General features: G+C 72.4%; 20 protein-coding genes and 3 tRNA genes. 16 read left to right on the top strand and 7 right to left on the bottom strand.

The annotated features are described in order from the left end of the window. Positions 1-114: 114 nt before the first annotated feature. Both A6F73_RS10050 and A6F73_RS10045 read right to left on the bottom strand, forming a co-directional pair. Positions 115-1,548 carry an FGGY family carbohydrate kinase gene (locus A6F73_RS10050; RefSeq protein WP_063347479.1) on the bottom strand — a complete coding sequence of 478 codons (1,434 nt, stop codon included), beginning with the start codon at positions 1,546-1,548 and terminating at the stop codon, positions 115-117. Between the two features lie 107 nt (positions 1,549-1,655). Further along, positions 1,656-1,949 carry a hypothetical protein gene (locus A6F73_RS10045; RefSeq protein ID WP_347878532.1) on the bottom strand — a complete coding sequence of 98 codons (294 nt, stop codon included), beginning with the start codon at positions 1,947-1,949 and terminating at the stop codon, positions 1,656-1,658. Between the two features lie 256 nt (positions 1,950-2,205). On the opposite strand from A6F73_RS10045, the gene A6F73_RS10040 reads away from it, so the two are divergent. Further along, a tRNA-Asn gene (locus A6F73_RS10040) sits at positions 2,206-2,278 on the top strand. 61 nt (positions 2,279-2,339) lie between these two features. Continuing rightward, a tRNA-Asn gene (locus A6F73_RS10035) sits at positions 2,340-2,412 on the top strand. A gap of 120 nt (positions 2,413-2,532) precedes the next feature. Here the strand turns inward: A6F73_RS10035 and A6F73_RS10030 are convergent. Both A6F73_RS10030 and A6F73_RS10025 read right to left on the bottom strand, forming a co-directional pair. Continuing rightward, positions 2,533-3,285 (bottom strand): trypsin-like peptidase domain-containing protein, encoded by a 753-nt coding sequence (locus tag A6F73_RS10030; RefSeq protein ID WP_063347478.1) that lies wholly within the window; start codon positions 3,283-3,285, stop codon positions 2,533-2,535. Between the two features lie 107 nt (positions 3,286-3,392). After that, complete coding sequence (locus tag A6F73_RS10025) at positions 3,393-4,283, bottom strand: hypothetical protein (protein WP_063347477.1); 891 nt, start codon at positions 4,281-4,283, stop codon at positions 3,393-3,395. Positions 4,284-4,472: 189 nt separating this feature from the next. On the opposite strand from A6F73_RS10025, the gene A6F73_RS10020 reads away from it, so the two are divergent. Next, positions 4,473-4,546 (top strand) — tRNA-Ile (locus tag A6F73_RS10020). A gap of 853 nt (positions 4,547-5,399) precedes the next feature. Continuing rightward, positions 5,400-6,155, top strand: a complete 756-nt coding sequence (locus tag A6F73_RS10015; protein WP_063347476.1) for an AfsR/SARP family transcriptional regulator — start codon at positions 5,400-5,402, stop codon at positions 6,153-6,155. Between the two features lie 17 nt (positions 6,156-6,172). Here A6F73_RS10015 and A6F73_RS10010 read toward each other — a convergent pair whose 3' ends face one another. Next, the gene (locus A6F73_RS10010; protein ID WP_079135571.1) at positions 6,173-8,059 is read right to left on the bottom strand and encodes a phosphatidylglycerol lysyltransferase domain-containing protein; all 1,887 of its coding nucleotides are present in this window, start codon (positions 8,057-8,059) and stop codon (positions 6,173-6,175) included. Between the two features lie 334 nt (positions 8,060-8,393). Between A6F73_RS10010 and A6F73_RS10005 the strand changes: the two genes are divergently transcribed. The 4 genes from A6F73_RS10005 (at position 8,394) to A6F73_RS09990 (ending at position 15,301) form a co-directional block, all read left to right on the top strand. Then, complete coding sequence (locus tag A6F73_RS10005; protein WP_159398420.1) at positions 8,394-12,275, top strand: non-ribosomal peptide synthetase; 3,882 nt, start codon at positions 8,394-8,396, stop codon at positions 12,273-12,275. A 72-nt stretch (positions 12,276-12,347) separates the two neighbouring features. Then, positions 12,348-13,325, top strand: a complete 978-nt coding sequence (locus A6F73_RS10000) for a TauD/TfdA family dioxygenase (RefSeq protein ID WP_079135569.1) — start codon at positions 12,348-12,350, stop codon at positions 13,323-13,325. A 60-nt stretch (positions 13,326-13,385) separates the two neighbouring features. After that, positions 13,386-14,198, top strand: coding sequence for a phytanoyl-CoA dioxygenase family protein (locus A6F73_RS09995; protein ID WP_063347475.1), 813 nt, complete (start codon positions 13,386-13,388; stop codon positions 14,196-14,198). After that, on the top strand, positions 14,198-15,301 hold the full coding sequence (locus tag A6F73_RS09990) for a zinc-binding dehydrogenase (RefSeq protein WP_063347474.1): 1,104 nt from the start codon (positions 14,198-14,200) through the stop codon (positions 15,299-15,301). The genes A6F73_RS09995 and A6F73_RS09990 overlap by 1 nt, the downstream gene beginning before the upstream one ends. Positions 15,302-15,381: 80 nt before the next feature. Here the strand turns inward: A6F73_RS09990 and A6F73_RS09985 are convergent, their stop codons facing one another. Both A6F73_RS09985 and A6F73_RS09980 read right to left on the bottom strand, forming a co-directional pair. After that, positions 15,382-16,887, bottom strand: a complete 1,506-nt coding sequence (locus A6F73_RS09985) for an MFS transporter (protein ID WP_063347473.1) — start codon at positions 16,885-16,887, stop codon at positions 15,382-15,384. 43 nt (positions 16,888-16,930) lie between these two features. Then, a complete protein-coding gene (locus A6F73_RS09980; protein ID WP_159398419.1) occupies positions 16,931-17,557 on the bottom strand; it encodes a TetR/AcrR family transcriptional regulator in 627 nt (208 codons plus the stop codon). 189 nt (positions 17,558-17,746) lie between these two features. Here A6F73_RS09980 and A6F73_RS09975 point away from each other — a divergent pair, with 189 nt between their 5' ends. The 8 genes from A6F73_RS09975 (at position 17,747) to A6F73_RS09940 (ending at position 24,412) form a co-directional block, all read left to right on the top strand. Beyond that, on the top strand, positions 17,747-18,700 hold the full coding sequence (locus tag A6F73_RS09975; RefSeq protein WP_063347471.1) for an SPFH domain-containing protein: 954 nt from the start codon (positions 17,747-17,749) through the stop codon (positions 18,698-18,700). Positions 18,701-18,709: 9 nt separating this feature from the next. Continuing rightward, the gene (locus A6F73_RS09970; protein WP_063347470.1) at positions 18,710-18,937 is read left to right on the top strand and encodes a hypothetical protein; all 228 of its coding nucleotides are present in this window, start codon (positions 18,710-18,712) and stop codon (positions 18,935-18,937) included. 37 nt (positions 18,938-18,974) lie between these two features. Further along, positions 18,975-19,619, top strand: a complete 645-nt coding sequence (locus A6F73_RS09965) for a GPP34 family phosphoprotein (protein ID WP_159398418.1) — start codon at positions 18,975-18,977, stop codon at positions 19,617-19,619. A 227-nt stretch (positions 19,620-19,846) separates the two neighbouring features. After that, positions 19,847-20,749, top strand: coding sequence for an ABC transporter ATP-binding protein (locus tag A6F73_RS09960; protein ID WP_063347469.1), 903 nt, complete (start codon positions 19,847-19,849; stop codon positions 20,747-20,749). 45 nt (positions 20,750-20,794) lie between these two features. Then, a complete protein-coding gene (locus A6F73_RS09955; protein WP_063347468.1) occupies positions 20,795-21,544 on the top strand; it encodes an ABC transporter permease in 750 nt (249 codons plus the stop codon). After that, a complete protein-coding gene (locus A6F73_RS43010) occupies positions 21,541-22,824 on the top strand; it encodes a sensor histidine kinase (RefSeq protein WP_107452858.1) in 1,284 nt (427 codons plus the stop codon). Before A6F73_RS09955 ends, A6F73_RS43010 begins: the two co-directional genes overlap by 4 nt. 4 nt (positions 22,825-22,828) lie before the next feature. Continuing rightward, positions 22,829-23,479, top strand: coding sequence for a response regulator transcription factor (locus tag A6F73_RS09945; protein ID WP_208869068.1), 651 nt, complete (start codon positions 22,829-22,831; stop codon positions 23,477-23,479). 24 nt (positions 23,480-23,503) lie between these two features. Then, on the top strand, positions 23,504-24,412 hold the full coding sequence (locus A6F73_RS09940) for a pyridoxal-phosphate dependent enzyme (protein ID WP_063347466.1): 909 nt from the start codon (positions 23,504-23,506) through the stop codon (positions 24,410-24,412). Positions 24,413-24,433: the final 21 nt, after the last annotated feature.

Raw genomic sequence — 24,433 nt, 5'->3', positions numbered from 1 at the left:
CACCGGCCGCCGGGTGACGCATCTTCACCGGCCGGGGTCGGGGTCGGGGTCGGGCGCTGCCGTCCCCGGCCGGTGAGGCCGCCGCGGGCCGCCTCCAGGCCGCCGCAGCCGGGTTCAGGCCGCCGTCTCCGGGTGGATCTGTTCGCGGGCGGCGCGGTACTGCTGGCGCACTGCCGAACCGATCGCCAGGTCCTGCTCCCCGTCCGGCTCGACGGTCTCGGCGTCCGGCAGCTCCCACTCCGGCGGCTCCGGGGTGCCGGCCAGCGCCCAGGCGGCCTGCCGGGCGGCCCCGCGGGCGGCGTGGGCGCCCGGCGGCGGCACCACGACCGGGACGCCGAACAGCGGCGGGGCGATGTGCCGGACGGCGGGCAGCCGCCCGGCCGCGCCGAGCAGGAACACCCGCCGCACCGCGACGCCCTGGGCGCGCAGCACGTCGAGGGCGTCCGCGATGTTGCACAGCATGCCCTCGACGGCGGCCCGGGCCAGGTGCTGCGGCGTCATCGACTCGGCCCGCAGGCCGGTCAGGGTGCCGGCCGCGTGCGGGAGGGCCGGCGTCCGCTCGCCGTCCAGGTAGGGGAGGAGCACCAGCCCGTACGCGCCGGGGGAGGAGTGCAGGGCGAGGTCGCTCAGGCCGTCCAGGTCCCGGCCGAGCATGGCGGCGGTGGCGCGGAGCACCTGGGCGGCGTTGAGGGTGGCGACCATCGGGAGGTGGCGGCCGGCGGCGTCGGCGAAGGAGGAGATCAGCCCGGTGGCGTCCACCACGGCCTGGTCGTGCACGGCGAAGATCGTTCCGGCGCTGCCGAGCGAGACCACCGCGTCGCCGGGGCGCAGCCCGAGGCCGAGCGCGGCGGCCATGTTGTCGCCGGTGCCGGCCGAGATCAGCAGGCCTTCGGGGGTGTGCCCGGCGGGTTCGGCGGGGCCGAGCACCTCGGGCAGCCGCAGCTCGTGGCCGAGTGCCAGCTCGACCAGGTCCTGCCGGTACTCGCCGGTGATCGGGGACCAGTAGCCGGTGCCGGAGGCGTCGCCCCGGTCGGTGGTGCGGCGCCTGGGGTGGCCGAGGAGCTGCCAGACCAGCCAGTCGTGCGGCAGCAGGACCTCGGCCACCCGGCGGGCGTTGGCCGGCTCGAACTCGGCCAGCCAGCGCAGCTTGGCGATGGTGTAGGTCGGGCTGGGGACGGCGCCGATCGCGGCGGTCCAGGCGGCCGGGCCGCCGAGCGCGTCCAGCAGCTTGGCGGCGGCGCCGCTGGAGCGCGGGTCGTTCCAGAGGATCGCCGGCCGGACCAGCACGCCGCCCGCGTCCAGGCCGATCATGCCGTGCTGCTGTGCGCTGACGCCGATGGCCCGGACGCCCTCCAGCAGGCCGCCGGCGGCGGCGTCGCCGAGCGAGTGCAGCCAGAGCTGCGGGTCGGCCTCGCCGGGGCGGGTGTCCGGGTCCTCGGGGACGGGGTGCGGTGCCTTGCCGGAGCGCAGGACGGCGCCGGTGTCGGCGTCGCACGCGACGATCCGGGTGCGGTTGGTCGAGCTGTCTATCCCCGCGACGATGGCCATGTCGAGATCATGCCTCAGCCCGGCCCGGGACGCGTCCGGGCCGGGTGAGGTGTTGCCCGTTCGGGACCGGACGCAGGGCCCTGGTACACCCTGGCGTCACCGTCCCGTCACGGGCGGAAGGTACCCCAGCCGTCGTCCTCGGCCCGGGAACGGTTGAAGTACGGCACCCGGTCGGTGACGGCGTTCGGCAGCCGGTCGCCGACCTTGTCCGCGACGGCGCCGGCGGCCTTCCCGGCGACCGCGCCGGCCTGCTGCCGGGCTCGGTCGGCCGCGCCCTGCACCGTGGGGTTCTGGGCGATCTTCCGGGTGACCTTCGTGATCTGGTCGTAGCGCCGGCGCCCGGCCCGGGAGCCCAGGACGTAGCCGGCCGCGAACCCCGCGGCCAACGACAGCTTCCACATGATCGGATCCACCCTCTCCTGGCGGCCTTCTGCCGCATTGCCCTACCCGTCCGTCGGGACGGCGAACCGTCCGTGCCCCCCAGCATCCCCGGGGGCCGTGCCGGGCGCGCGCCGGGCACGCCGGGCGGGAGCCCGGGGGCGGTCCGGGGAGCGGTCCGGCGAAAGCGATTGGCGGACCACCCCCCGAGTGCGCTAATGTATGTCCCGCAGCGAGCGCCGAGGAGCCCGGGGAACCGGGGGCCGAGGCGGAAGCCGATCCCCCATAGCTCAATTGGCAGAGCAGCCGACTGTTAATCGGCAGGTTATTGGTTCGAGTCCAATTGGGGGAGCTCGGGAGAGGTCTTGCAAGAGGCCTCCTCCCGTCCGTGGTACGGAAGTTCGGTACCGCGATCCCGCATAGCTCAATTGGCAGAGCAGCCGGCTGTTAACCGGCAGGTTTTTGGTTCGAGTCCAAATGCGGGAGCTTCATCGGGTCCGCCCGGTGACTGCTCAGAGCGAAGGCCCCTCGGATGACCGGGGGGCCTTCGTGTTGCCTTCGTCACCTCGCGACGGGTCGGGCGGCTCGGACGGGCGCCTCCCGGGCTCAGGCGGTCGCTTCCCGGTAGAGCGCGGAGACCCGCTGGTCGAAGGTGACGCTGTAGGAGGTGCCGGCCGTCTCGCCGCCCTCCTGGTAGCCGCCGATCACGCCGACGACCGTGCCGCTGTCCGTCACCCACGGGCTGCCGCTGGTGCCGTCGGTGTAGCCGTCGCAGTCGAAGCGCTCCTGGGTCGGGCTCTGCGAGCGGGTCCTGGCCGCGCAGGTGATCGGCTCGTCGCGCTCGTTCGGGTAGCCGGTCACCGAGACGGCCAGCCCGAAGCCCTGGCCGGTGGCGATCGGGTTGCCGCCGACGGAGTCCTCGACCTGCTTGCCGCCGACCGTGCCCACGGTGACGAAGGCCACGTCGTACTCGGGGTCGTCGTCGTCCGCCCAGCGCGGGTCGACGGTGATCGACTTCACCGGCCAACTGCCGTACGGGATGAAGCCGTTGCGGTAGCCGGGGGTGAACACCAGGCCGTCCAGCAGGCCGATCCGGCGGTTCTGCACGCAGTGCGCCGCGGTGACCAGCAGGTTGTGCCTGGGGCTGCGGACGACGCTCGCCGTGCAGGCCCGGGGGCCCTGCGCCGTCCGGACCGAGAGGGTGCCGATCCGGTCGCGGGTGCTGCTCTGCTGCGCGACCTCGGCGGCGGGCGCCTGGTCCTGCTCGCCGCCGTCGCACGCGGTTCCGGCGGCGAGCAGCAGGGCCGCCAGCGCGACCGTCCGTGCGGCGCGCGGGGGCCGTGCCGGGCGGGGGGCCATCGGGGCTCCGTCTCGTTCCTCGGGGCGGGCACCGGGTTCGTGCGTTCCGCCGTTCGAGAGGAAGATCTATCAGGCCGTGCCCGGCGGCGCCACTGCCGCCCCTCCGGTCAGCCGGTGGCCCGGTCGTAGAGCGCCTGGACGCGGTCGCCGAAGTAGCTGCTGTACGAGGTGTCCGGGCTGTCGCCGCCCTGCTGGTAGCCGCCGATCACGCCGACCACGGTGCCGGTCCTGGTGCTCGGGTCGAAGTCGGTCACCCAGGGGCTGCCGCTGGTGCCGCCGGTGTAGTCGGGGCAGTCGATCCGCAGCTGGGTGGAGCTCTGCTCGGTGGTGTTGTTGGCGCAGGTGATCGGGACGTCGCTGGTGCCGGGGTAGCCGGTGATCCGCACGGGCAGCTGGTAGCCGAGGCCGACGCCCAGCTTGTTGGCGCCGAGCACCTGCTGCACCTGCTGCCCGTTCTGGGCCTGGACGACCGCGAAGGCGACGTCCACGTCCGGGTCGGCGTGGTCCTTCCAGCCGTCGTCGACGGTGACGGCGATCAGCGGCCAGACGCCGCTGGGGGTGTCGCCGTTGCGGTAGCCGGGGACGAAGACGAGGTCGCTGCGCTGGCCGAGTTGGGGGTCCCAGACGCAGTGCGCGGCGGTGACGATGAGGTTGAGCCCGGCGCTGTCGACGACGCTGGCGGTGCAGAAGTGGTCGCCGTCCGCGTTGCGGGTGAAGACGGCGCCGACCAGGCCGTTGAGCACGGTGGGCCTGGCGGTGCGGGTGACCCCGGTGTGCCTGGCGACGGCGCCCCTGAGCCGCTGCCGGCTCCAGCCGTGGCCGCCGCCGGAGGCCGAGGCGGATCCGGAGGGACGGGCGGAGGGGTGGCTGGAGGGGGTGGCCGGAGCCGAGCTGACCGTCGGCGCGCCCCCGCCGGGCCCGGCCGAGGTGGTGCAGCCCGCCGCGGCCAGCAGCACCGTGAGCGCCCCGGCGGCGGCTCCCGTCCCACGTGTCGTCATCCGTCCAGGCTGCCCGTGGGGCCGTCCGGGCGCCACCCGAACTGCGCAACCAGGACAGGCGCACGCCTGTGCGCACCCGTGCGCGCCCCCGGCGCGCACCACGGGTGATCGACCGGCTATGCTGCCCGGGACGTCCTTTCGGGGCCGTCTGCTGCTGCCGTGGTCGACGACCGGCGCACGCGGCGAACCGGGGCGGTAGCTCAGCCGGTTAGAGCAGGGGACTCATAATCCCTTGGTCGTGGGTTCGAGTCCCACCCGCCCCACCTCAGCCACTGATCGATCGTTGGATCGATCATCAGACAAAACAGTGGCTTGATCTGGCAGAACGGCTCCAGTTCCGGTCGGAACTGTAGAGCATCGGCCAGCCGCTCAGGGCTCGGCGCGCCGGGATTCACCCGCCAGTGGACACGGCTAGGGGTTCGCCCCGGGCTGTCGGCAGCGTCCCGGCCGAGTGGTGCCGCCCGTCCACCGAGCGCAGCCAAGCCGCGCCGTTGCCCGCCTGTGGAGGGGGCTGTGATGGATGGGCGCGATCAGGACCGTCTTGAGTTTCCGTCGGGGGAGCCGGCCGGCTCCAGGCCCGGGCGTGGACTCTCAGGTGAACCTCGAATCCATGGAATTCCTTTATTTATGAGCGCCATCCTGAAATCTGGCAGTATGTCTGATTCTTCGATCCGAGAGGGCTTCCGACCAGTGGGTCTTAGCCGGGCGAGGGTGGTTCGACTATTGCCCGAAAATCGCCCGTCGGTCATAGATTCAGGCGGAATCTTTGCATCCGAACCGGCGGTCCGGAGTTCCTCCCGCAGCGGCGGGGGTTGCCCATCCGGCGCGTGATAGGGTCCTGAATTCGTGACCCGGCGCATACCAGGCCGGGCCGGCTTGGGGGGAATCCAGGTGGCCCGGTGTCGTCGGGTCGCCATCGCAATTCGGGCGCGCCGGCGAGGGACGCATGCGTGAAGGTGTGCAGTCGCCAACCCGTGCCAGGGGCTGTCGGCGCGACTTGTGCTTTCTTCACACACCATGCCCGGACTCACCGGACCATCGGTTCTGAGGATTCCGGGTCTTCTGACCGGGGGGATGAGAAGAACCGTGTACTTTCGCGTTCTCGGAGCACTTGCAGTGGAGACGGACGGTGGGACGCCGCGCACCCCGCGGGCGTTGAAGCTCCGGGCCTTGCTGGCGCTGTTGTGCCTGAACGACGGCCGCCCACTGTCCGCGCCGCAGCTCATCGACGCCCTATGGTCGGGGACGCCGCCGCGCACCGCGTCCACCGCCCTGCAGGTGTACGTCTCCCGGCTCCGCAAGCATCTGGTGGGTGCGGGCTTCGACGTGTCCGGGCTGCTGACCAGGCCGCCCGGCTACATGATGGAACTCGCCCCGCTCACCCTGGACCTGCACAGCTTCGAATCGCTGTGCCTGCGTGCCGGGGAGCTGCGGGCGGCGGGCCGGCTGGAGGAGGCCTCGCTGCTGCTCTCCCAGGCGCTCGGGCTGTGGACCGGCCCGGCGCTGGCGGACCTGTCCACGGTTCCGGCATTGCAGAGCCTGGGTCACCAGCTGGACGAGAAGCGGTCGGCCGCGCTGGAGGAGCGGGCCGAGACGGAACTGCTCCTGGGACGGCACAAGCCGCTGGTCGGCGAGCTCTACGGGTTGATCGACGAACAGCCGATGCGGGAGACCTTCCACGGTCTTCTCATGCTTGCGCTGTACCGCAGTGGCCGACCGGCCGAAGCCCTCATGATCTACAACCGCATCCGGCGCGTCCTCATCGACGAGATCGGCATCGAACCGGGGCCCAGGCTGAGGCAGTTGCAGCAGTCGGTCTTGGCGCGGGACGCCGGCCTCGAAGAGCACACACTCGCCCATCTCGCCTGCTGAACGGGCTAGCCGCATCCCTATGACTCGTCCGGCCCCGCGACGCGCTCCGCTCGGGGGGCCGGACGAGTCGTGCCGGCTTCCGCCCCCGCGATCCCCTGCCGCAGCGGCTTGCGGCCCCACCGGGGCCGGCCGAGGGTGATGAAGGCCTCCGCCTGCATCGCCGCGAGACCGATCCGCGGCAGATCGCGGGTGTGCGGGAAGACCAGGAAGCGCGGCACCCACTCCGGCTGGAACTTCGCGTTGAACTTGTACAGCGACTCGATCTGGAACCAGCGCGAGAGCAGTACGAGCAGCCCTCGCCAGGCCCGCAACACCGGTCCCGCGCCGAGCCGTTCTCCCCGGGCCAGGGCTGAGCGGAACATCGCGAAGTTGAGCGAGACCCGGCGTATCCCGAGTGCAGGCGCCGCCTGCAGAACGGCGACGATCAGCAGCTCGTTGAGGCCGGGGTCGGCGGCGCGGTCCCGGCGCATCAATTCCAGCGAGATTCCGTCGGGGCCCCAGGGCACGAAGTGCAGTACGGCTGCGAGGTCGTCGGCATCCGGCTTCCCGCCCGCCTCGCCCGATTCGGCGTCCGGGGACTGGTGTGCGGTGACCACCACGCAGCCGGTGTCCTCCGCGTCGCCGAAGCGGCCGAGGGCGGTGGAGAAACCTCGCTCGATGTCGGTGCCGCGCCAGCGGGCCGCTGCGGCCGCGATCCGCGCCCGCTCCGCGTCGTCGAGATCGCAGACCCGGCGGACCTTGCAGGAGTAGCCGTTGCGCTCGACGCGTTTGACCATCTGGCGCACATTGCGCATGACCCGCCCGCTCAGTGAGAAGTCGGCCGTGTGCACAACCGCTTCATCACCCAACTCCAGAGCGTCCAGTCCCGCTTCGCGCGTCCACACCTCGCCGCCGGTTTCGCCGCACCCGATCACGGCGGGCACCCAGGCGTGCCGCCTGGCCTCGTCCATGAACGCTTTGATCGCTCCGGGCCAGGCCTCGACGTCGCCGATGGGGTCGCCGGAGGCGAGCATCACACCGGACTCGACGCGGTAGGCGATGGCGGCCTTGCCGGTCGGCGAGAGCAGGACGCTCTTGTCACGTCGCAGCGCGAAGTACCCCAGCGAGTCGCGCGCCCCGTGCCGTTCGAGCAGCTCACGTACCCGGGCCTCGTCGTCCGCGGAGAGCTCCGCCAGCGGTTTCTCGGGCCGCAGGAACAGGTAGGAAGTGGTCAGCAGGGTGATCAGACCGAGCGCGCCGAGTGAGTAGCCGACCAGGTCCGCGACCCGGTCCGAGGTGTAACGCACCGGCCCCTCGACTCCGACGAGCCCGTACGCGGTGTGCTGCAGCCGCTCCTCCAGTGAGGGCGAGCCGGCCTCGTAATCCGGGTGCACATTGGTGATCAGCAGCCCCAGTGCGAGGGAGACGCCGCCCACCGTGATGAAGCTCAGCAGTGCTCGCCAACGGGTGCGCGGGTCGGACAGCGCGTAGAACTCCCGCCGGTACAGCAGCATCACCAGGAGCAGCGCGAACGACACCACACCGGTGGCGGTGGTGTGCCACCGCAGGAGGTGCAGCAGCCCACCCACCGGGAGCAGCACGACCACCGCCCGCCAGGCCCGCCGCTTGCGGCGGCGCAGCGCGTGCGCCAGCAGTACGAGCAGCACGCCGACCATCAGCGAGCCGACCGCGGTCACCGTGGTGGTGCCACCGGGCAGTTGACCGGCCAGCAGGCGCACCCGACTGTGGCGGAAGCCGGGGAAGACGGCGGCCGCGAGGTCGATCAGCCCGATCAACAGGCAGGCGTACGCGGCGAGGGCGGGGACACGCGGCCGGGACGCTGGGGTGGCCAGGTTGCGAAGGGTGTGCGCTGCCGGGCGACGACTCGTGGCCGGACCCGGGCGGGGAGGCGCTGGATTGTTCATAGAGCGCGAATCTAAAGCCGGATCAGAGGATTTCAGTCATCCTGAAGAATGAGATCCGGCGGGATTAAGGGGCGCTTTAGTGGAGTGAAATGCAAGTGGCGTGCATGTGGAGGTTTAGCGCCCGCGTCTAGCATTCTTCTCGCAGTGGAGTCAGGCGGAGCAGGTTTGTCCGGTCGGGATCGCGATGATGCGATTTGCTTCCCGTTGCTTCCCGGCTTTTCCGTGTGTCCTCCACATTCCGTCCTTGTGTTCGGCGGGAATCCGCCGGCCGGTGCGCACCATGAGGAGTGTGAGAGAAGTGTCAGGGTCCGGATCCGGCGATATGCGCCTTCCCGTGTCAACGGCCCAGCGTGAGATGTGGCTGGCCGAACAGGTCGATCCGACCGCTCCACAACAACGCGTCGGTGAGTACCTGGAACTCCACGGGGCCATCGACCGGCGGGTCTTCGAAACGGCGATGCGGCAGGCCGTCGCGGAGGCCGTCCCGATGCACGCCCTGTTCGTCGAGGAGGACGGTGAGCCCCGGCAGAGCGTGACCCCCTTCTCCGACTGGGAGTTTCCGGTCCTCGACGTCTGTGGCGAACCGGACCCCGAGGCCGCCGCGCTGGCCTGGATGCGGGCCGACCTGTCCCGCCGGATGGACCTTTCCCGAGGGCCGCTCTTCTCCTACGCGCTGCTCAGCCTGGGGCCGGATCGCAGCTTCTGGTACCTCAGCGCCCACCACGCGGTCGCGGACGGGCACACGGGAGCCCTGATCGCCCAACGGGTGTCCGAGCTCTACGCCGCCATGACCGCGGGACTCCCCCTGCCGGCCAGCCGGTTCGGGGCCATCCGGGAGATGCTGGCGGACGACGCGGACTACCAGGCCTCCGACCGGGGCGCGGTGGACCGGGCGTACTGGACGACCCGGTTCGCGGACGGACCGGAAGTCGCCACCCTCGCCTCCCAACCGCCGGGCGGGCCCGCCGCGCAGGGGCAGACCAGTCACACCGGCAGCCTCTCCGTAGCCGAGACCGAGCAGCTCAAGGCCGCCGCCCGCTCGGCCCGCACCCACTGGTCCGTGCTGGTGATCGCCGCCGCGGCCGCCCAGGTCCACCGGCTCGCCGGCGCACAGGACGTCATCCTGAGCCTGCCGATGGCCGCCCGCACCGATGCCGCGGCGCGCACCACTCCGGGGATGTACTCCAACGCCCTGCCCCTGCGCGTCACGGTCCGCCCGGACCTCACGCTGCACGAGCTCATCCGTGAAGTCGCCGGTGGATTCCGGGAGATGATCCGACATCAGCGTCACCGGGGTGAGCGCCTGGGGCGCGACCTCGGCCTGCCGGACACGGGGCGCTACCGGACCGGTCCCATGGTCAACATCATGGCCTTCGACTACGACCTGCACTTCGCCGGTCGGCCCGCCATTGCCCACCACCTGACCCAGGGGATCGTCGAGGACCTGTCGTTCACGGCCTTCGACCGCTCGGACGGCCTGGGGCTGCGCATCGATCTGGTCGCCAACTCGGCCCGCTACGAAGCCGACGAGCTGGCCGCACAGCACGCGCGCTTCCTGCGTTTCCTACGTGCCTTCAGCACGGACCGGGACATGCGGGTCGGCTCCGTCGATCTGCTCACCGAGGGTGAGCGGATCCGGTTGCTCACCGAGCTCGGCGGCCCCGAGCACGAGTACCCGGAAGCCGGCCTCACGGAGCTGTTCGCCCGGCAGGCCGAGGACACCCCGTACCTGCCGGCCGTGGTCTCGGCGGAGACCACGCTGACCTACCGGGAGCTGGATACCGCCTCGAACCGGCTCGCCCGGCTCCTCATCTCGCGGGGTGTCGGGCCCGAGCGGATCGTCGCCGTCGCGTTGCCCCGTTCGGCCCTTCTCGCCGTTGCCGTCCTCGCCGTCCTCAAAGCGGGCGGCTGCTATCTCCCCGTTGATCCCGAATATCCTGCCGAGAGGCTGTCGTTCATGCTGAGCGACACCGTGCCCGCCGTCGTGCTGACCACTGTGGACACGGCCCGGCGGCTGCCGCACACGGACGCCCCCCGGCTGATCCTCGACGACTCCGGCACCCTGGGCGAGCTGGATCAGTTGGCCGGCACGGAGATCGACGACGAGCAGCGGCTGGGCCGGCTCGACCCGGCGCATCCCGTGTACGTCATCTACACCTCTGGCACCACCGGCCAGCCCAAAGGTGTGGTGATGCCCGGGCGGGCGATGGTCAACCTCCTGTCGTGGCACGACGAGGCCTTCCCCTCGGCCGCCGGGGCCAGGATCGCCCAGTTCACCGCGCTCAGTTTCGACGTGTCCGTGCAGGAGATCCTGTCCGCGGTGCTGTTCGGCAAGACCCTGGTGGTGCCGGCCGACGAGGTCCGGCGCGACCCCAAGCTGCTCGCCGCCTGGCTTGACGCGGAGCGCGTGAACGAGCTCTTCGCCCCCAACCTCGTCTTGGAGGCGCTGTGCGAGGCGGCCCTCGACCAGGGGTGGACCATCCCGTCGCTGCGGGTCCTGGCGCAGGGCGGTGAGGCGCTCACCCCGAGCCGCCAGGTACGCGAGTTCGTGCGGAGCCGCGCCGGGCGTCGGCTGCACAATCACTACGGCCCGAGCGAGACCCACCTGGTGACGGCCCACACCCTGGCGGCGGACGTCGACGCGTGGCCGCCCGCCGCCCCGATCGGTCGGCCGATCCCCAACATCAGGGCGTACGTCCTGGACGCCGGCCTGCGCCTGACTCCGGAGGGGGTGCGCGGAGAGCTGTACCTCGCCGGGGCCGGGGTGGCCCGGGGCTACCTGAACCGCCCCGGACTCACCGCCGTACGGTTCGTCGCCGACCCGTACGGGCCGCCGGGAAGCCGGATGTACCGGACCGGGGACGTGGCCCGCTGGCTGCCCGACGGGCAGCTGGAGTACCACGGTCGGTCCGACGACCAGATCAAGATCCGTGGATTCCGGATCGAGCCCGGAGAGATCAGGTCGGCCCTCGCCGCCTGCCCCGGTATCGTCCACGCCGAGGTGGTGGCCCACGAGGTCAGGCCCGGGGACCGGCGGCTCGTCGGATACGTCGTACCGCAGACGCAGGGGTGCGACACGGCCGCGGTGCGCGAGTTCGTCCGGGCGAGGTTGCCGGCCCACCTGGTGCCCTCGGCCGTCGTCGAGCTGGCGGAGCTTCCGCTCACGCCGAACGGAAAGCTGGACCGCCGGGCGCTGCCCGAGCCCCGGCTCACCGGCGGCGCACCGGCCCGCGAACCGGCCACCGAGCAGGAGCGGGTCCTGTGCGGCCTCTTCGCCCAGGTACTGGAGTTGCCCGCGGTCGGTGTCGACGAGAACTTCTTCGACCTCGGCGGGCACTCCCTCCTCGCCGCCCGCCTCGTCGCGCGGATCAGGGCCGCGCTCGGCACGCCGCTGGAAGTGCACGCCCTGTTCGAGTCCCCGAGCCCGGCCGGGCTCGCACGGCGGATCGCGGACCCGTCGTCCGGCGCCGCGCCGCAGTCCCTGTTGCCGTTGCGCGCGGAGGGCTCCCGGCCTCCGCTGTTCTGCGTCCACCCGGCTGCCGGAATGGGCTGGCCGTACGCGGGGCTCCTGCCGCACCTCGGCCCCGACCAGCCGGTGTACGCACTCCAGGCACGGCGCCGGTCCGGGGAAACGCCGGGCTTCCCGACCACCGTCGAGGACATGGCCGCCGACTACGTGGCACAGATCCGTGCGGTGCGCCCCGAGGGCCCCTACCGGATACTCGGCTGGTCCTTCGGCGGGCTGGTGGCCCACGCCATGGCCACCCTCCTGGAGCGCGAGGGCGAGGTGGTCGACCTGCTCGTGATGGTGGACTCCTATCCCGTGGACGACCGGCTCCGGGCCGACATGCCCAGTTTCAGCGAGGACGAGTTCGACCGCACCCTGCTCCAGTCGGTCGGCGACGACGATTCCCTCCTCGGGGACGACCGGGCCCGGGCCGCGCTCCGCGACGTCTACCGCAACGACCTCGACCTGATGGCCGGGTTCAGGCCCGGCAGATTCGACGGCGGATTGCTGTTCTTCCGAGCTGCGGAGTCCGACCCCGGCGACCCGTACGAACCGGGCCGCAGCACCGCGGCGGCCTGGGCGGGCCACATCGGCGGCTCGGTCGAATCCCACGACGTGCCAGCCACCCACCACCGCATGATGAGGCCGTCGGCCCTGGCGGAGATCGGGCCGGTCCTCGCCGCGCGGCTGCGGCCCGCGGACGCGTAACGGCCCCGCCCCGAGGCGACGGCCCCACCAACCCCGGCGCACCCGCGCCCCGAGGACCAGGAGGTCCACCGCATGACAACCACCCCGACCCACCCCGAGCACCCTGGCGTCGACGCTGCGCTGGCAGACGTACGGTCGCTGGCCCGCCGCGGCATCAAGGGCCGGACGGACTATCACGGCCCCCGGCTCCTGCGCAGGCTCGTGGAGGGCAGGCAGGGCGGCCCGTACGAGCACTTCGAGGTACGTCAGTCGGGACCGCTGATCGGCGCCGAGATCCACGGCATCGACCTGCGCACCCCGGTGAGCGACGAGGCGTTCGGCGAGCTGGACCGGGCCCTGCTCGAATGGAAGGTGCTGTTCTTCCGCGATCAGGACCTCACCGCTGAGCAGCAGCGAGCCTTCGCGTCCCGATGGGGCGCGATCGAGGGGCACCCGTTCCTGCCGGCGGGTACCGGCGAGGACGTCGTGCGACTGGAGAAGGGCAAGCAGAACCCCGGCTTCGAGAACGTCTGGCACTACGACTTCCCGTGGATCGAGCGCCCCCCGCTCGGCGCCGTCCTGCGCATGGTGGAACTGCCTGAAGGCGGCGGCGGCGACACCCTGTTCACGGATGCGGCCGCCGCGTACGACAACCTCCCGGACGAGGTGAAGGCGCGCATCGACGGGCTGAAGACGGTCAACGACTTCACCCCGTCGGCCAACTACCGCGAGTTGATGACCGACGAGCAGCGGGCGCACTTCCAGGGGGTCTACCCGCCGGTGGAACACCCGCTGGTGCGCACCCACCCGAAGACCGGGCGCAAGACACTGTTCCTGACGTCGATCTTCACCACCCACATCGCGGGCCTGCCGGCCGACGAGAGCGAGGAGCTGCTGGCCTACCTCTTCCGCCAGCTGGAGTACCCCGAATACCAGGTGCGCTTCCGCTGGGAGGCGAAGTCCATCGCCTTCTGGGACAACCGGGCCGTGCAGCACTACGCCACCTCGGACTACCACCCGAACCGCCGGGTTGTGGACCGGACCGCGATCGCCGGCGACCGGCCGTTCTGACCTGAGCACTCGGCCTGGCACGCCCCGCACCCGCCACTCACGTCATACGGAGGAACATCCATGCATCTCAGCGAAGAACAGATCACCCGGTACCACGAGGACGGATTCCTCCTCGTCGAGTCCGTGCTGGACGACCGGGAGGTGGAACGGCTTCGGGCCGCGTTCCAGCGCGACTGCCGTGTCCACGGTCCGCAGGTGATCAGGGAGGAGTCCCGGGACGAGGTGCGCGCGGTGTACGCGTCGCACCACCGGCAGCCCGAGTACGCCGGGCTGATCCGGGACCCCCGGATGCTCGCGCCGGTGCGGCAACTGCTCACGGACGACGTGTACGTGTACCAGCTCAAGATCAACGCCAAGCCGGCGTTCGGCGGCGAGAAGTGGTCCTGGCACCAGGACTACGTCGCCTGGCGCCTCGCCGACCGGTTGCCCGCCCCGCTTCAGGTCAACGTCGGTGTCTTCCTCGACGCCGTCGACGAGTTCAACGGCCCCATGATCTTCGTGTCCGGGTCGCACCGCCACGGCCCGATGCGCGGCAGCCGGACGGCCGAGGCCAAGTCCGCCCAGCACCTGGACCCGGAGGACATCGCGCTGACTCCTGACCAGCTCTCCACCCTGGTCGCCGAGCGTGGCATGGTCAGCCCCAAGGGCCCGGCCGGCTCCATCGTCTTCTTCTCGCCCGAGATCGTGCACGGCTCCGCACCCAACATGTCACCCTTCCCACGCCGACTGCTCATCGCCACCTACAACGACACCGCCAACCTGCCGAGTTGGACCGGTGAGCCGCGCCCCGACTACGTCGTGTGCCGGGACACCGGGCCCCTGCGCATCCTCGACGCCCCTTTCCTCGACGTCCTCGAAAGGGTGTCGGCGTGATGCGCGGGAAAGCCGTCGTCCTGGAGGAGTTCGGCCGGCCGCTCGCGCTGCGGGAGTACGAGGTCCCGTCGGCCCCGGCCGGGGGGATGCTCGTGGCCTGCCGCCACGGCGGTATCTGCGGCACCGACCTCCACCTCCAGCAGGGCCATCTGCCGATCCCCACCCCGTTGGTCCTCGGCCACGAAGGCCTCGGCACCGTCCACGAGCTCGGTCCAGGCGCCCCCGAACACGATGCCACGGGAACCGCACTGCAAACCGGCGACACCGTGATGTGGGCCTCCTCGATCGCCTGCGGCTCCTGCGTCCCGTGTCGGCTGCACCGTGAGCCGACCCTGTGCGAGAACCGCCGCACCTACGGGGTCAACCGCTCCACCACCGACGGCCCCGAGCTCTCGGGCGCCTGGGCCGAGTTCATCGTGCTGCAGGCCGGCACCACCGTCGTGAAGCTGGACGACGGCATCGACCCGCTCGCCGCCATGTCCCTGGCCTGCGCGGGGCCGACCGTCGTGCACGCCCTCCACGAGCGCAGGCCGGTGCGCCTCGGCGAGACGGTCGTGGTCCAGGGCAGCGGCCCGGTGGGCCTCGCGGCCGCCGCGTTCGCCCGGCTTGCCGGGGCTGCCAAGGTCATCCTGGTGGGCGGTCCGGACAGCCGACTGGCCCTCGCGGCCGCCGCAGGCATCGGCGACGTGCACCTCGACATCACCGCGCCCGGCGACGCCGAGGCCGTCCTGGACCGGGTCCGCGCGGAAACCGGAGGAACCGGGGCCGACCTCGTGATCGAGTGTGCGGGCGTGCCCGCGGCGGTCGCGCAGGGCCTCACCCTCGCCCGCCGGGGCGGCTCCTACCTGGTCATCGGCCAGTACACGGACGCAGGTGACACCCTGCTCAACCCGCACCAGATCGTGTACCGGCAGCTCGATGTCGTCGGATCCTGGGCGTTCACCGGCGCGCACCTCGTCGAGTACGTACGCCTGCTGCCCGCCCTCACGGCCCGCTTCGACCTGGGCAGCCTGGTGTCGTCCTACCCGCTGCACGACCACGGGGCCGCGCTCGCGGCCGTGGCGGACGGTTCGGTGATGAAGGCGGTCCTCACGAACCGGTAGGCGTGTGCGAGGTGGTACGCGTGCGGAGCCGCCGGACGGGGTCCGGCGGCTCCGCACGCATTCCGGCGACCGGACACGTCCTAGTGGGAGGTCGCCGCCGGGACGGCGTCGGCCTTCCCGGCCCCGGTGCCGTCGGATCCCGCACCGCCGTTCTGCTGCCTGGCGTTGATGAGGAGGAAGGCGACGGTCGCGGCCACGGCGAGGATGCCGACAGCCCACCAGATCGCGGTGGCGTAGCCGTGTACGGCCGCCGCGTTGGCCAGCTTGGCCGGGTCGGCGCCGGAACGGGCCTTCTCGGCGAGCCAGTTGGTGGTGGCACCGGCCGCGATGGTGTTCAGCAGGGCGGTACCGATGGAGCCGCCGACCTGCTGGGAGGTGCTGACCATGGCGGAGGCCACGCCGGCGTCCTGCGGCTGCACGCTGCGGGTGGCCAGGCTCATGGCGGGCATGAACGCCGTGCCCATTCCGAGGCCGAGGAGCACCTGCGCGGGCAGAATCAGACCGACGTACGAACTGTCGACCTTGATCTGGGTGAGCAGCGCGATGCCGAGGGCCGAGGTCAGGAAGCCCGGACCCATCAGGAGCCGAGGCGGCAGACGGGTCATCAGCCGGGTGCCGATCTGTGTCGACCCGGTCACCATGCCGACGATCATGGGCAGGAAGGCGAATCCGGTGCGGACCGGCGTGTAGCCCTTCACGACCTGCAGATAGTAGGTCAGGAACAGGAAGAGCCCGAACATGCCGATGACGGCCAGCCCCAGGGAGAGGTAGATGCCGCCCCGGTTGCGTTCGGTCACCACCCGCAGCGGCAGCAGGGGGGCCGGGGCCTTGCTCTCGACCAGGACGAACGCGCCGAGCAGGACCACCGAGGTGATGAAGAGCGCGACGGTGACGGGGGCGGTCCAGCCGTCGGACTCGGCGCGGGTGAACCCGTACACCAGCGACAGCAGGCCGGTGGTGGCGAGAACGACACCGGGGAGGTCCAGCCGGGCGCCGTTGCGGGCGCCCGCCGGCTCGCGCACCACGGTGATGGCGCCGAACACGGCCACGATGGCGAACGGGATGTTGACGAACAGCGCCCAGCGCCAGTTCAGGTACTCGGTCAGCGCACCGCCCATGATCAGGCCGACGGCCCCGCCGGCACCGGAGATCGCGCCGTAGATCCCGAATGCCTTTGCCCGCTCCTTGGGTTCGGTGAAGGTGACCGCGAGCAGCGAGAGCGCGGCCGGGGCGAGCAGTGCGCCGAACACGCCCTGCAGGGCGCGGGAGGCGAGCAGCATCCCGGGGTTGACCGCGAGGCCGCCCAACGCGGATGCGCCCGCGAAGCCGAGCAGGCCGACGATGAACGCGCGTCTGCGGCCGGTGAGGTCGGCGATGCGGCCGCCGAAGAGCAGCAGGCTGCCGAACGCCAGCGAGTAGGCGGTGATCACCCATTGCCGGTTGCCGTCGGAGATGCCGAGGTCGTGCTGGGCCGAGGGCAGGGCGATGTTCACGATGGTCGTGTCGAGCACGACCATCAACTGGGCGATGCCGATGAATAACAGCGCTTTCCAGCGCTGTGGGTCCGGCTGGGCGGTTGCGGGCATGACGCCTCTCAGTTGACCGGGCGGCAGGGGTGGGCGGAGCTGCTCAGGGTGCCTGTTCCAGCGAGGGCAGCAGGGTGGGTAGCAGTTCGGCGACTACGTCGACTGCGGCGCGCCACGCTTCATCGCTGCCGGGTCCGCCCGCGGCGGTCCGGGCGAGGATGCCCTCGCGGGAGGCGAGCAGGAACATGGCGAGGTTCTGCGCGTCGACGCTCGTGCCGTTGCGCTCCAGTAGGCGGGCGAGGGCCCCGGTGACGGCCTTGTCGTGTTCGTGGAGCTGTGCGCTGAGCTCCGGGCTGCGGGCCGCGTCGAGCCGGAACTCCAGGAAGAGCAGAATCCAGCCCCGTTCGTCGGGGTCGACCGCCAGGAGCAGTTCCCCGATCCGTCGGGCCGCCCCCGGAGCCGGTTGGTTCAGCAGGCCCTCCAACTGGTCGAGCCGGTGCGCGGAGTGGCGGTCGAACAGCGCGAGGACGAGGCCCTGCTTGCTCTCGAAATTGGAGTAGAAGGCCCCCCGGGTGTACCCGGCCGCCGCGCACACGTCCTCGATGGTGGTCTTCGCGTACCCCCGCGCGACCAGCACCTGCCCGGCGGCGTCGAGCAGCCGGGCGCGGGTGTGAGCACGTCGGCGAGGCGGCCGGCCGGAATCGGTGGAAGCAGTCTTCGATGGAGCCACGCGGGAACGATACATCATGTATTTAATACGCCGTGTATCGAACTGCCATATCGTCGGCCGGAGTTGGCGGTGGGGTCGTCTCCGGGTCGTCTCCCTGGCGGATGCGGCCAAGCCCCTGGCGTGGTGAATGGAAAAAGTGATATCACTTTGACAGCTGGATCGGAAAAACTCGCTGGAGGAGCTGGTCTCATGGCCACACCGCGTTCTGCCGTCGACGTCGAAGACGGCCCCGTCCTCGACCTTCCGGCACCCAAGATCACCGAGCGGGTCATCACCGGTGCCGCGGGGCTGCCGGTGCTCGGAGGGACGCTGCTCGGCCTGCTCGCGGGGATCGGGGCGACCATCGTCGGCGGCATCCAACTGGCCGGCGGGTCCAAGGCGTTGGGGATCACCCTGCTGACCGCCGGGCCGCTGGCCGTCCTGGGCGCACTGCTGCTGCTGTGCGGGCTGACCGTGGTCTCGCCCGGCCAGGCGCGGGTGGTCCAGCTGCTCGGCCGCTACCGCGGCACCATCCGTGCCGAGGGCCTGACCTGGCTGAACCCGTTCACCAGCCGCCGCCGGATATCCACCCGGATCCGCAACCACGAGACCGAGACCAACAAGGTCAACGACGCGGACGGCAACCCGATCGAGATGGCCGCCGTGGTGGTCTGGCAGGTCGAGGACACCGCCAAGGCCGTGTTCGAGGTGGACGACTACAGCGACTTCGTCGCCATCCAGACCGAGACCGCCGTCCGGCACATCGCCAGCAGCTACCCGTACGACGCCCACCGCGAGGGCCAGTTGTCGCTGCGCGACGGCGCGGAGGAGATCAGCCGGATGCTCTCCGCCGAGATCGCGGCCCGGGTCGTCTCGGCCGGGGTGCGGGTCGTCGAGTCCCGGATCACCCGGCTCGCCTACGCGCCCGAGGTCGCCCAGGTGATGCTCCAGCGTCAGCAGGCCGGGGCCGTGGTCGCGGCACGGCGGCTGATCGTCGAGGGCGCCGTCGGTATGGTCGAGGAGGCGCTGGACCGGCTCGCCGAGCGTGACGTCGTCGAACTGGACGAGGAGCGCAAGGCCGCCATGGTGAGCAACCTCCTGGTGGTGCTCTGCGGCGACCGGGGCGCCCAGCCCGTCGTGAACACGGGCTCCCTCTACCAGTAAGGCGCGGCGTTGGCGACGGAGCGGAAGAAGATCCTGCTGCGACTGGACCCGGCGGTCCACGACGCACTGGCCCGGTGGGCCGCGGACGAGCTGCGCAGTGCCAACGCGCAGATCGAGTTCCTCCTTCGCCGTGCCCTCAGCGACGCGGGCCGGATGCCCGGCGACGCGGCCCGTCTTCCCCGGCGCGGCCGACCGCCCAAGGAGAACCCGGAGACCGGCGGTTCCGACGCCGGATGAACGGGCCCATCCACCGTCCATCTGCTTGGAGTCCATCGTGGACCTGCCCATCACCCTGCCGGAGAAGCTCTACCTGCTCGCCTACCACCCCGAGCGCGAGCGACTCACCGCCACCGCCAGGCTCGACCTGGTGCTGCGGGCCGCCGCGCTCGCCGAACTCCTACGGCGCGCGCTGATCCGCGACGACGGCCGGCACCCGGCCGCCGTCGACGGCGCGTCGGCCGACGGCCTCGACCCGCTCTCCGCCGCGATGCTGGAGCAGATCCGGCAGGGCCGGCGGCGCAGCTGGCAGAGCTGGGTCGGCCGCCGCCAGGGCCCGGCGGCCCGCGCCGCGCGGGTGGTCCGGGACGGGCTGGCGGCGTCCGGGCGGATCCGGCTCGAACAGCGCCGCACGCTCGGACTGTTCCCGTCCACCCGGGTCGTCCTGCCGGAGCAGCGGCTGCGCAAGTCGCTCGTGGCATCGGTGGGTTCGGCGCTGAAGGCGCCGCTCAGCCGGGTCGACCCGGCGGACGCCGCGCTGGTCGCGCTGGTCGACGCCGCCCGGCTCGGAGCCGTCCTGACGTGGCGCCAGAGCCGCGAGTTCCGCACCCGGATCGACAAGCTGGCCCCCGCCGCGGGCCCCGTCCCGCGCGCCCTGCGCCGGGCCATCAGCACCCGCAACTCCGACGTCGCATTGGTCTGACCCACCCGGTGTGATCCGCAAGACAGGCCCGGTCGCCGACACGGCGGCCGGGCCTCCCGTGTTCCGGGCCCGCGCCCCATCCACCGATCGGTTGATCCACCGTCCACCGCGCCCGCCCGCAGCTCTGACCGTCCGGTCGATCCGCGGCCGGGGCCCCGCGCGGGAGGCTCGTTGCAGGCCGGAGGAACCGGCCGGACCAGCGGGGACGAGCGGGAGGGAGCGGCGCGATGGCCGTGATCGAGGTGGCGGGGCTGCGCAAGGCCTACGGGCGGCGCCAGGTGCTGGAGGAGGTCTCCTTCGGCGTGGAGCGCGGCGAGGTGTTCGGCCTGCTGGGGCCGAACGGCGCGGGCAAGACGACCGCCGTGGAGTGCTGCGAGGGCCTGCGCCGGGCCGACGCGGGGACGGTCCGGGTCCTCGGCCTGGACCCGGTGAAGGACGCCCACCGGCTGCGGCCGAGGATCGGCATCCAGCTCCAGCAGGCCCAGTTGCAGGGCGCGCTGCGGGTCGGCGAGGCGCTGGAACTGTACGCCGCGCTCTACCCGAACCCCCGGGACTGGCGCGAGCTGCTGGACGAGTGGGGGCTCGCCGACCAGCGCCGGACCCCGTTCGACAAGCTCTCCGGCGGCCAGCGCCAGCGGCTGTTCATCGCCCTCGCCCTGATCGGCAACCCCGAGGTGGCCTTCCTGGACGAGCTGACCACCGCGCTCGACCCGCAGGGCCGCCGCGACACCTGGGAGCTGATCCGGCGGATCCGCGACGAGGGCGTGACGGTGGTCCTGGTCTCGCACTTCATGGACGAGGTCGAGGCGCTCTGCGACCGGGCCGCCGTCCTCGACGGCGGACGGATCGTCGCCACCGGCACCCCCGCGGAGCTGATCGCCCGCTCCGGCACCGGCGGCACGCTCGGCTTCCGCCCCACCGGGCCGCTGGACACCGCCCGGCTGGCGGCCCTGCCGGGGGTCACCGGGGTCGAGGAGCGGGACGGCCGGGTCGAGGTCTCCGGTGTCGGGGACTTCGCCGACGAGGTCACCGGCCTGCTCGCCCGCGAGGGGATCGTCGTCACCGGGCTGCGGATCCGCGAGCACAGCCTGGACGACGCCTACCTCGCCCTGACCCGCCACGACGCCTGATCCGCCATCACCGCGCCCATCACCACGCCCGAGGGGACCACCACCGTGAACCACACCGCCCACGCCGTCCGCCGCCTGGCCGTCGCCGAGGCCCGCCTGTTCCTCCGCGACCCGCTGACCGCCTTCTTCGGCCTCGCCTTCCCCGTCGTGCTGTTCCTCGTCCTCGGCTCCGTCCCGGCCCTGCGCAAGACCTCGCCCGACATGCACGGCATGAGCACCATCCAGCTGTACGCGCCGATCCTGGCCGTCTTCACCCTGCTGCTGCTCGGCCTCAACGGCCTGCCCTCGCTGCTCGCCGCCTACCGCGAACGCGGCGTGCTGCGCCGGATGTCCGCCAGCCCCGTCCGCCCGGCGCTGCTGTTCGGCGCGCTGCTGCCGCTGTACCTGGGCGTCGCCGTCGTCTCGGTGCTGCTGGTGGTGGCGGCCGGGCCCCTGCTCGGGGTGTCGCTGCCGCGCCGGCCGCTGGGGTTCCTGCTGGCTTTCCTGCTGGCTGCCGCCGCGCTGCTGTCGATCGGCCTGCTGCTCGCCGCGGTCGTCCCGTCCGCCAAGGCCGGCAACGCGGTCGGTGCGCTGGCCTTCTTCCCGATGATGTTCTTCTCCGGGATCTGGCTGCCGCGCGAGTTCTCGCCGGCCCTGCTCAACCGGATCGGGGACTTCACCCCCAGCGGCGCCGCCGTCCAGACCTTGCAGGACGCCTGGTCCGGGCACTTCCCGCACGCCGTGGGCCTGCTCACACTCGCGGCGTACGCGGTGCTCGCGGGGGCCGCGGCTGCCAGGCTGTTCCGGTGGGAATGATCATGCGGCCGTCGGCCGACGAGAACGCGCTCGGCGACTGGCAGGACCGGCTGGACCGGTTGATCGGCCCGCTCTGCTACGTCGCCCTGCTGATCGCCACCGCCCTGGCCCTGCTGATCCCCGTCCCGAACGCGCGTTCCGCCGCCGTCGTCCTCCCGGCGGCGGCCGCCGCGTTCCTGTGGCTGGTCCTGCGCTCGGTGCTCGACCGCAGGCCGGGCCCGGACGGCCGCGCCCGGTACGCCGGCGCCCACTTCGCCGTCCTGCTGGCGCTGATCACCGTCCTGGTGCTGGACAACCCGATCTTCGGCTTCTTCGCCTTCACCGGCTACCTGCACGCCGCCCAGTACCTGCGGGGCCGGGCCCGGATGGCGGGTGCGGCCGTGGGCACCGTCCCCACCTCGCTCTCCCAGGTCGGCGGGGTCCTGCCCGACAGCCTGGCGAAGGTCGGCGGACTGCTGGCCGTCGTCGCCTTCAACCTGATGGTGGTCGGGCTGATGTTCGCGCTCAGCGAGGCGGCCGACCGGCTGAGCGCCCGCCGCAAGGCCGCCAACGCCGAACTCGCCGAGGCCAACCGGCTGCTCACCGAGACGCTCGCCGAGAACGCCGGACTGCACGCCCAACTCCTCGTCCAGGCCCGGGAGGCCGGGGCCGCGGACGAGCGCCGCCGGCTCGCCCGGGAGATCCACGACACCGTCGCCCAGGGCCTGGCCGGGATCGTCACCCAGCTCCAGGCGGCCGACCAGACCCGCGCCCAGGACGCCGCGGCCGCCGAGCGGCACCAGGCGAACGCGGCGGCCCTCGCCCGGGAGAGCCTGACCCAGGCCCGCCGGGCCGTCCACGCGCTGCGCCCGATCGAACTGGAGCGCGCCGCGCTGCCGGAGGCGCTGGCGGAGCTGGTCGAGCAGTGGCGGGAGCGCAACGACGCCGCCGCCGGGCTGACCGTCACCGGCGAGGCCCGCCCGCTGCACCCCGAGGTCGAGGTGACCCTGCTGCGGATCGCCCAGGAGTCGCTGGCCAACGCCGTCAAGTACGCGCGGGCCTCCCGGGTCGGCGTCACCCTCTCGTACATGCCCGGCCTGGTCACCCTGGACGTCCGGGACGACGGCGTCGGCTTCGACCCGGCCGCCGAGCCCGCCTCCCGGGCCGCTGGCGGCGGCTACGGCCTGGACGTGATGCGCCGCCGCGTGCAGCGCCTGGCCGGGCGGCTCGACCTGGAGACCGAACCGGGCGCCGGCACGACCGTGTCCGCGACCCTGCCGGCGATCAGCATGGAGGAGTAGCACCGTGAGCGACGCGACGACGATCAGACTGCTGTTGGTGGACGACCACCCGGTGGTGCGGGACGGGCTGCGCGGGATGTTCACCGCCGCCCCCGGGTTCGAGGTGGTCGGCGAGGCCGGGGACGGCGCCGAGGCGCTGGTGCTGGTCGCCGCGCTGCGCCCGGACGTGGTGCTGATGGACCTGCGGATGCCGCGGATGGACGGTGTCACCGCGATCCGCGAGATGGCCGAACGCGGCCTGCCCGGGCGGGTCCTGGTGCTCACCACCTACGACACCGACGCCGACGTGCTGCCCGCCGTCCGGGCCGGCGCCACCGGCTACCTGCTCAAGGACGCCGCCCGGGAGGAGCTGTTCCACGCCGTCCGGGAGGCCGCCCGCGGCGCCTCGGTGATCGCGCCGACCGTCGCCGCCAAGCTGCTCGGCCAGGTCCGCGCGCCCGTCCGGGAGCCGCTCAGCCCGCGTGAGTTGGAGGTGCTGGAACTGGTCGCGTCCGGGGCCACCAACCGGGAGGCCGCCGCCCGGCTGTTCATCAGCGAGGCCACCGTGAAGACCCATCTGATCCACGTCTACGCCAAGCTCGACGTCAAGGACCGCGCCTCCGCCGTCGCCGCCGCCTACAACCTGGGGCTGCTCACCCCGACCGGCCGGCCGTAAGACCGACCGGTCTAAGCTGGCCGGATGCTCGAACCCGCCCTGCTGCCGACCCCGCTGGTGGACTGCACCGACGAGGTGTTCGCGCGGGCCGGGGTGGAGCTGCGGCTCAAACGGGACGACCTGCTGCACCCGAGCGTCCCGGGCAACAAGTGGCGCAAGCTCGCGCCCAACCTGGCGGCCGCCGTCGCCCAGGGCCATACCCGGCTGCTGACCTTCGGCGGGGCGTACTCCACCCACCTGCGGGCGGTCGCGGCGGCCGCCGGGGCGCTCGGCCTGGAGAGCGTCGGGCTGGTCCGCGGCGAGGAACTGGCCGACCGGCCGCGCAACTGGTCGCTGCGGGCGGCCGAACGGGCCGGGATGCGGCTGGAGTTCCTGACCCGCGCCGAGTACCGGGAGGCCACCGGCCGCGCCGACGCCGGCACCACGGCCGGTCCGCAGGGGCGCTGGGGCCACTGCCTGGTGCTCCCGGAGGGCGGCTCCAACGCGCTGGCCGTGACCGGCGCGGCGGCGATCCCGGCCGAACTGCCCGACCTGGGCGGGCACGACGTGGTCTGCTGCCCGGTCGGTACCGGCGGCACCCTGGCGGGCATCGCGGCCGGCCTGCCGCCGGGCGCGCGGGCGCTCGGCGTGGCCGTGCTGCGCGGCGGCGAGGGCTACCTGGAGGGCGAGGTCACCCGGCTCCACCGGGCCGCCTACGGCCGGGAGTTCGACAACTGGCGGATCGACCACGCGCACCACGGCGGCGGCTACGGCAAGGTCCCGGCCGAACTGGCCGCCTTCGCCGAGCGGTTCGAAGCCCGCCACGGCATCCCGCTGGAACGCCGCTACGTGGCCAAGCTGCTGGCCGCGCTGACCGGCCTGGCCGCCGCCGGAGCCTTCCCCCGCGGCACCCGGCTCACCGCCGTCGTCACCGGCCTGCCCGACCCGGAGTAGACCCGGACCCTAGTGGACCCG

The sequence above is a fragment of the Streptomyces sp. MJM8645 genome (assembly GCF_001625365.1).
Lineage (GTDB): Bacteria > Actinomycetota > Actinomycetes > Streptomycetales > Streptomycetaceae > Kitasatospora.
Note: the sequence above shows the minus strand (reverse complement) of the source record. Positions and strands in the feature narration are given on the sequence as shown.

Coding starts and splice junctions, on each gene's coding strand:
- A6F73_RS09990 (WP_063347474.1), top strand. CDS start 14,198: ATGCGCGGGAAAGCCGTCGTCCTGGAGGAGTTCGGCCGGCCGCTCGCG.
- A6F73_RS10000 (WP_079135569.1), top strand. CDS start 12,348: ATGACAACCACCCCGACCCACCCCGAGCACCCTGGCGTCGACGCTGCG.
- A6F73_RS10025 (WP_063347477.1), bottom strand. CDS start 4,283: ATGACGACACGTGGGACGGGAGCCGCCGCCGGGGCGCTCACGGTGCTG.
- A6F73_RS09985 (WP_063347473.1), bottom strand. CDS start 16,887: ATGCCCGCAACCGCCCAGCCGGACCCACAGCGCTGGAAAGCGCTGTTA.
- A6F73_RS09995 (WP_063347475.1), top strand. CDS start 13,386: ATGCATCTCAGCGAAGAACAGATCACCCGGTACCACGAGGACGGATTC.
- A6F73_RS43010 (WP_107452858.1), top strand. CDS start 21,541: ATGATCATGCGGCCGTCGGCCGACGAGAACGCGCTCGGCGACTGGCAG.
- A6F73_RS10010 (WP_079135571.1), bottom strand. CDS start 8,059: ATGAACAATCCAGCGCCTCCCCGCCCGGGTCCGGCCACGAGTCGTCGC.
- A6F73_RS09960 (WP_063347469.1), top strand. CDS start 19,847: ATGGCCGTGATCGAGGTGGCGGGGCTGCGCAAGGCCTACGGGCGGCGC.
- A6F73_RS10030 (WP_063347478.1), bottom strand. CDS start 3,285: ATGGCCCCCCGCCCGGCACGGCCCCCGCGCGCCGCACGGACGGTCGCG.
- A6F73_RS10045 (WP_347878532.1), bottom strand. CDS start 1,949: ATGTGGAAGCTGTCGTTGGCCGCGGGGTTCGCGGCCGGCTACGTCCTG.
- A6F73_RS09940 (WP_063347466.1), top strand. CDS start 23,504: ATGCTCGAACCCGCCCTGCTGCCGACCCCGCTGGTGGACTGCACCGAC.
- A6F73_RS10050 (WP_063347479.1), bottom strand. CDS start 1,548: ATGGCCATCGTCGCGGGGATAGACAGCTCGACCAACCGCACCCGGATC.
- A6F73_RS09975 (WP_063347471.1), top strand. CDS start 17,747: ATGGCCACACCGCGTTCTGCCGTCGACGTCGAAGACGGCCCCGTCCTC.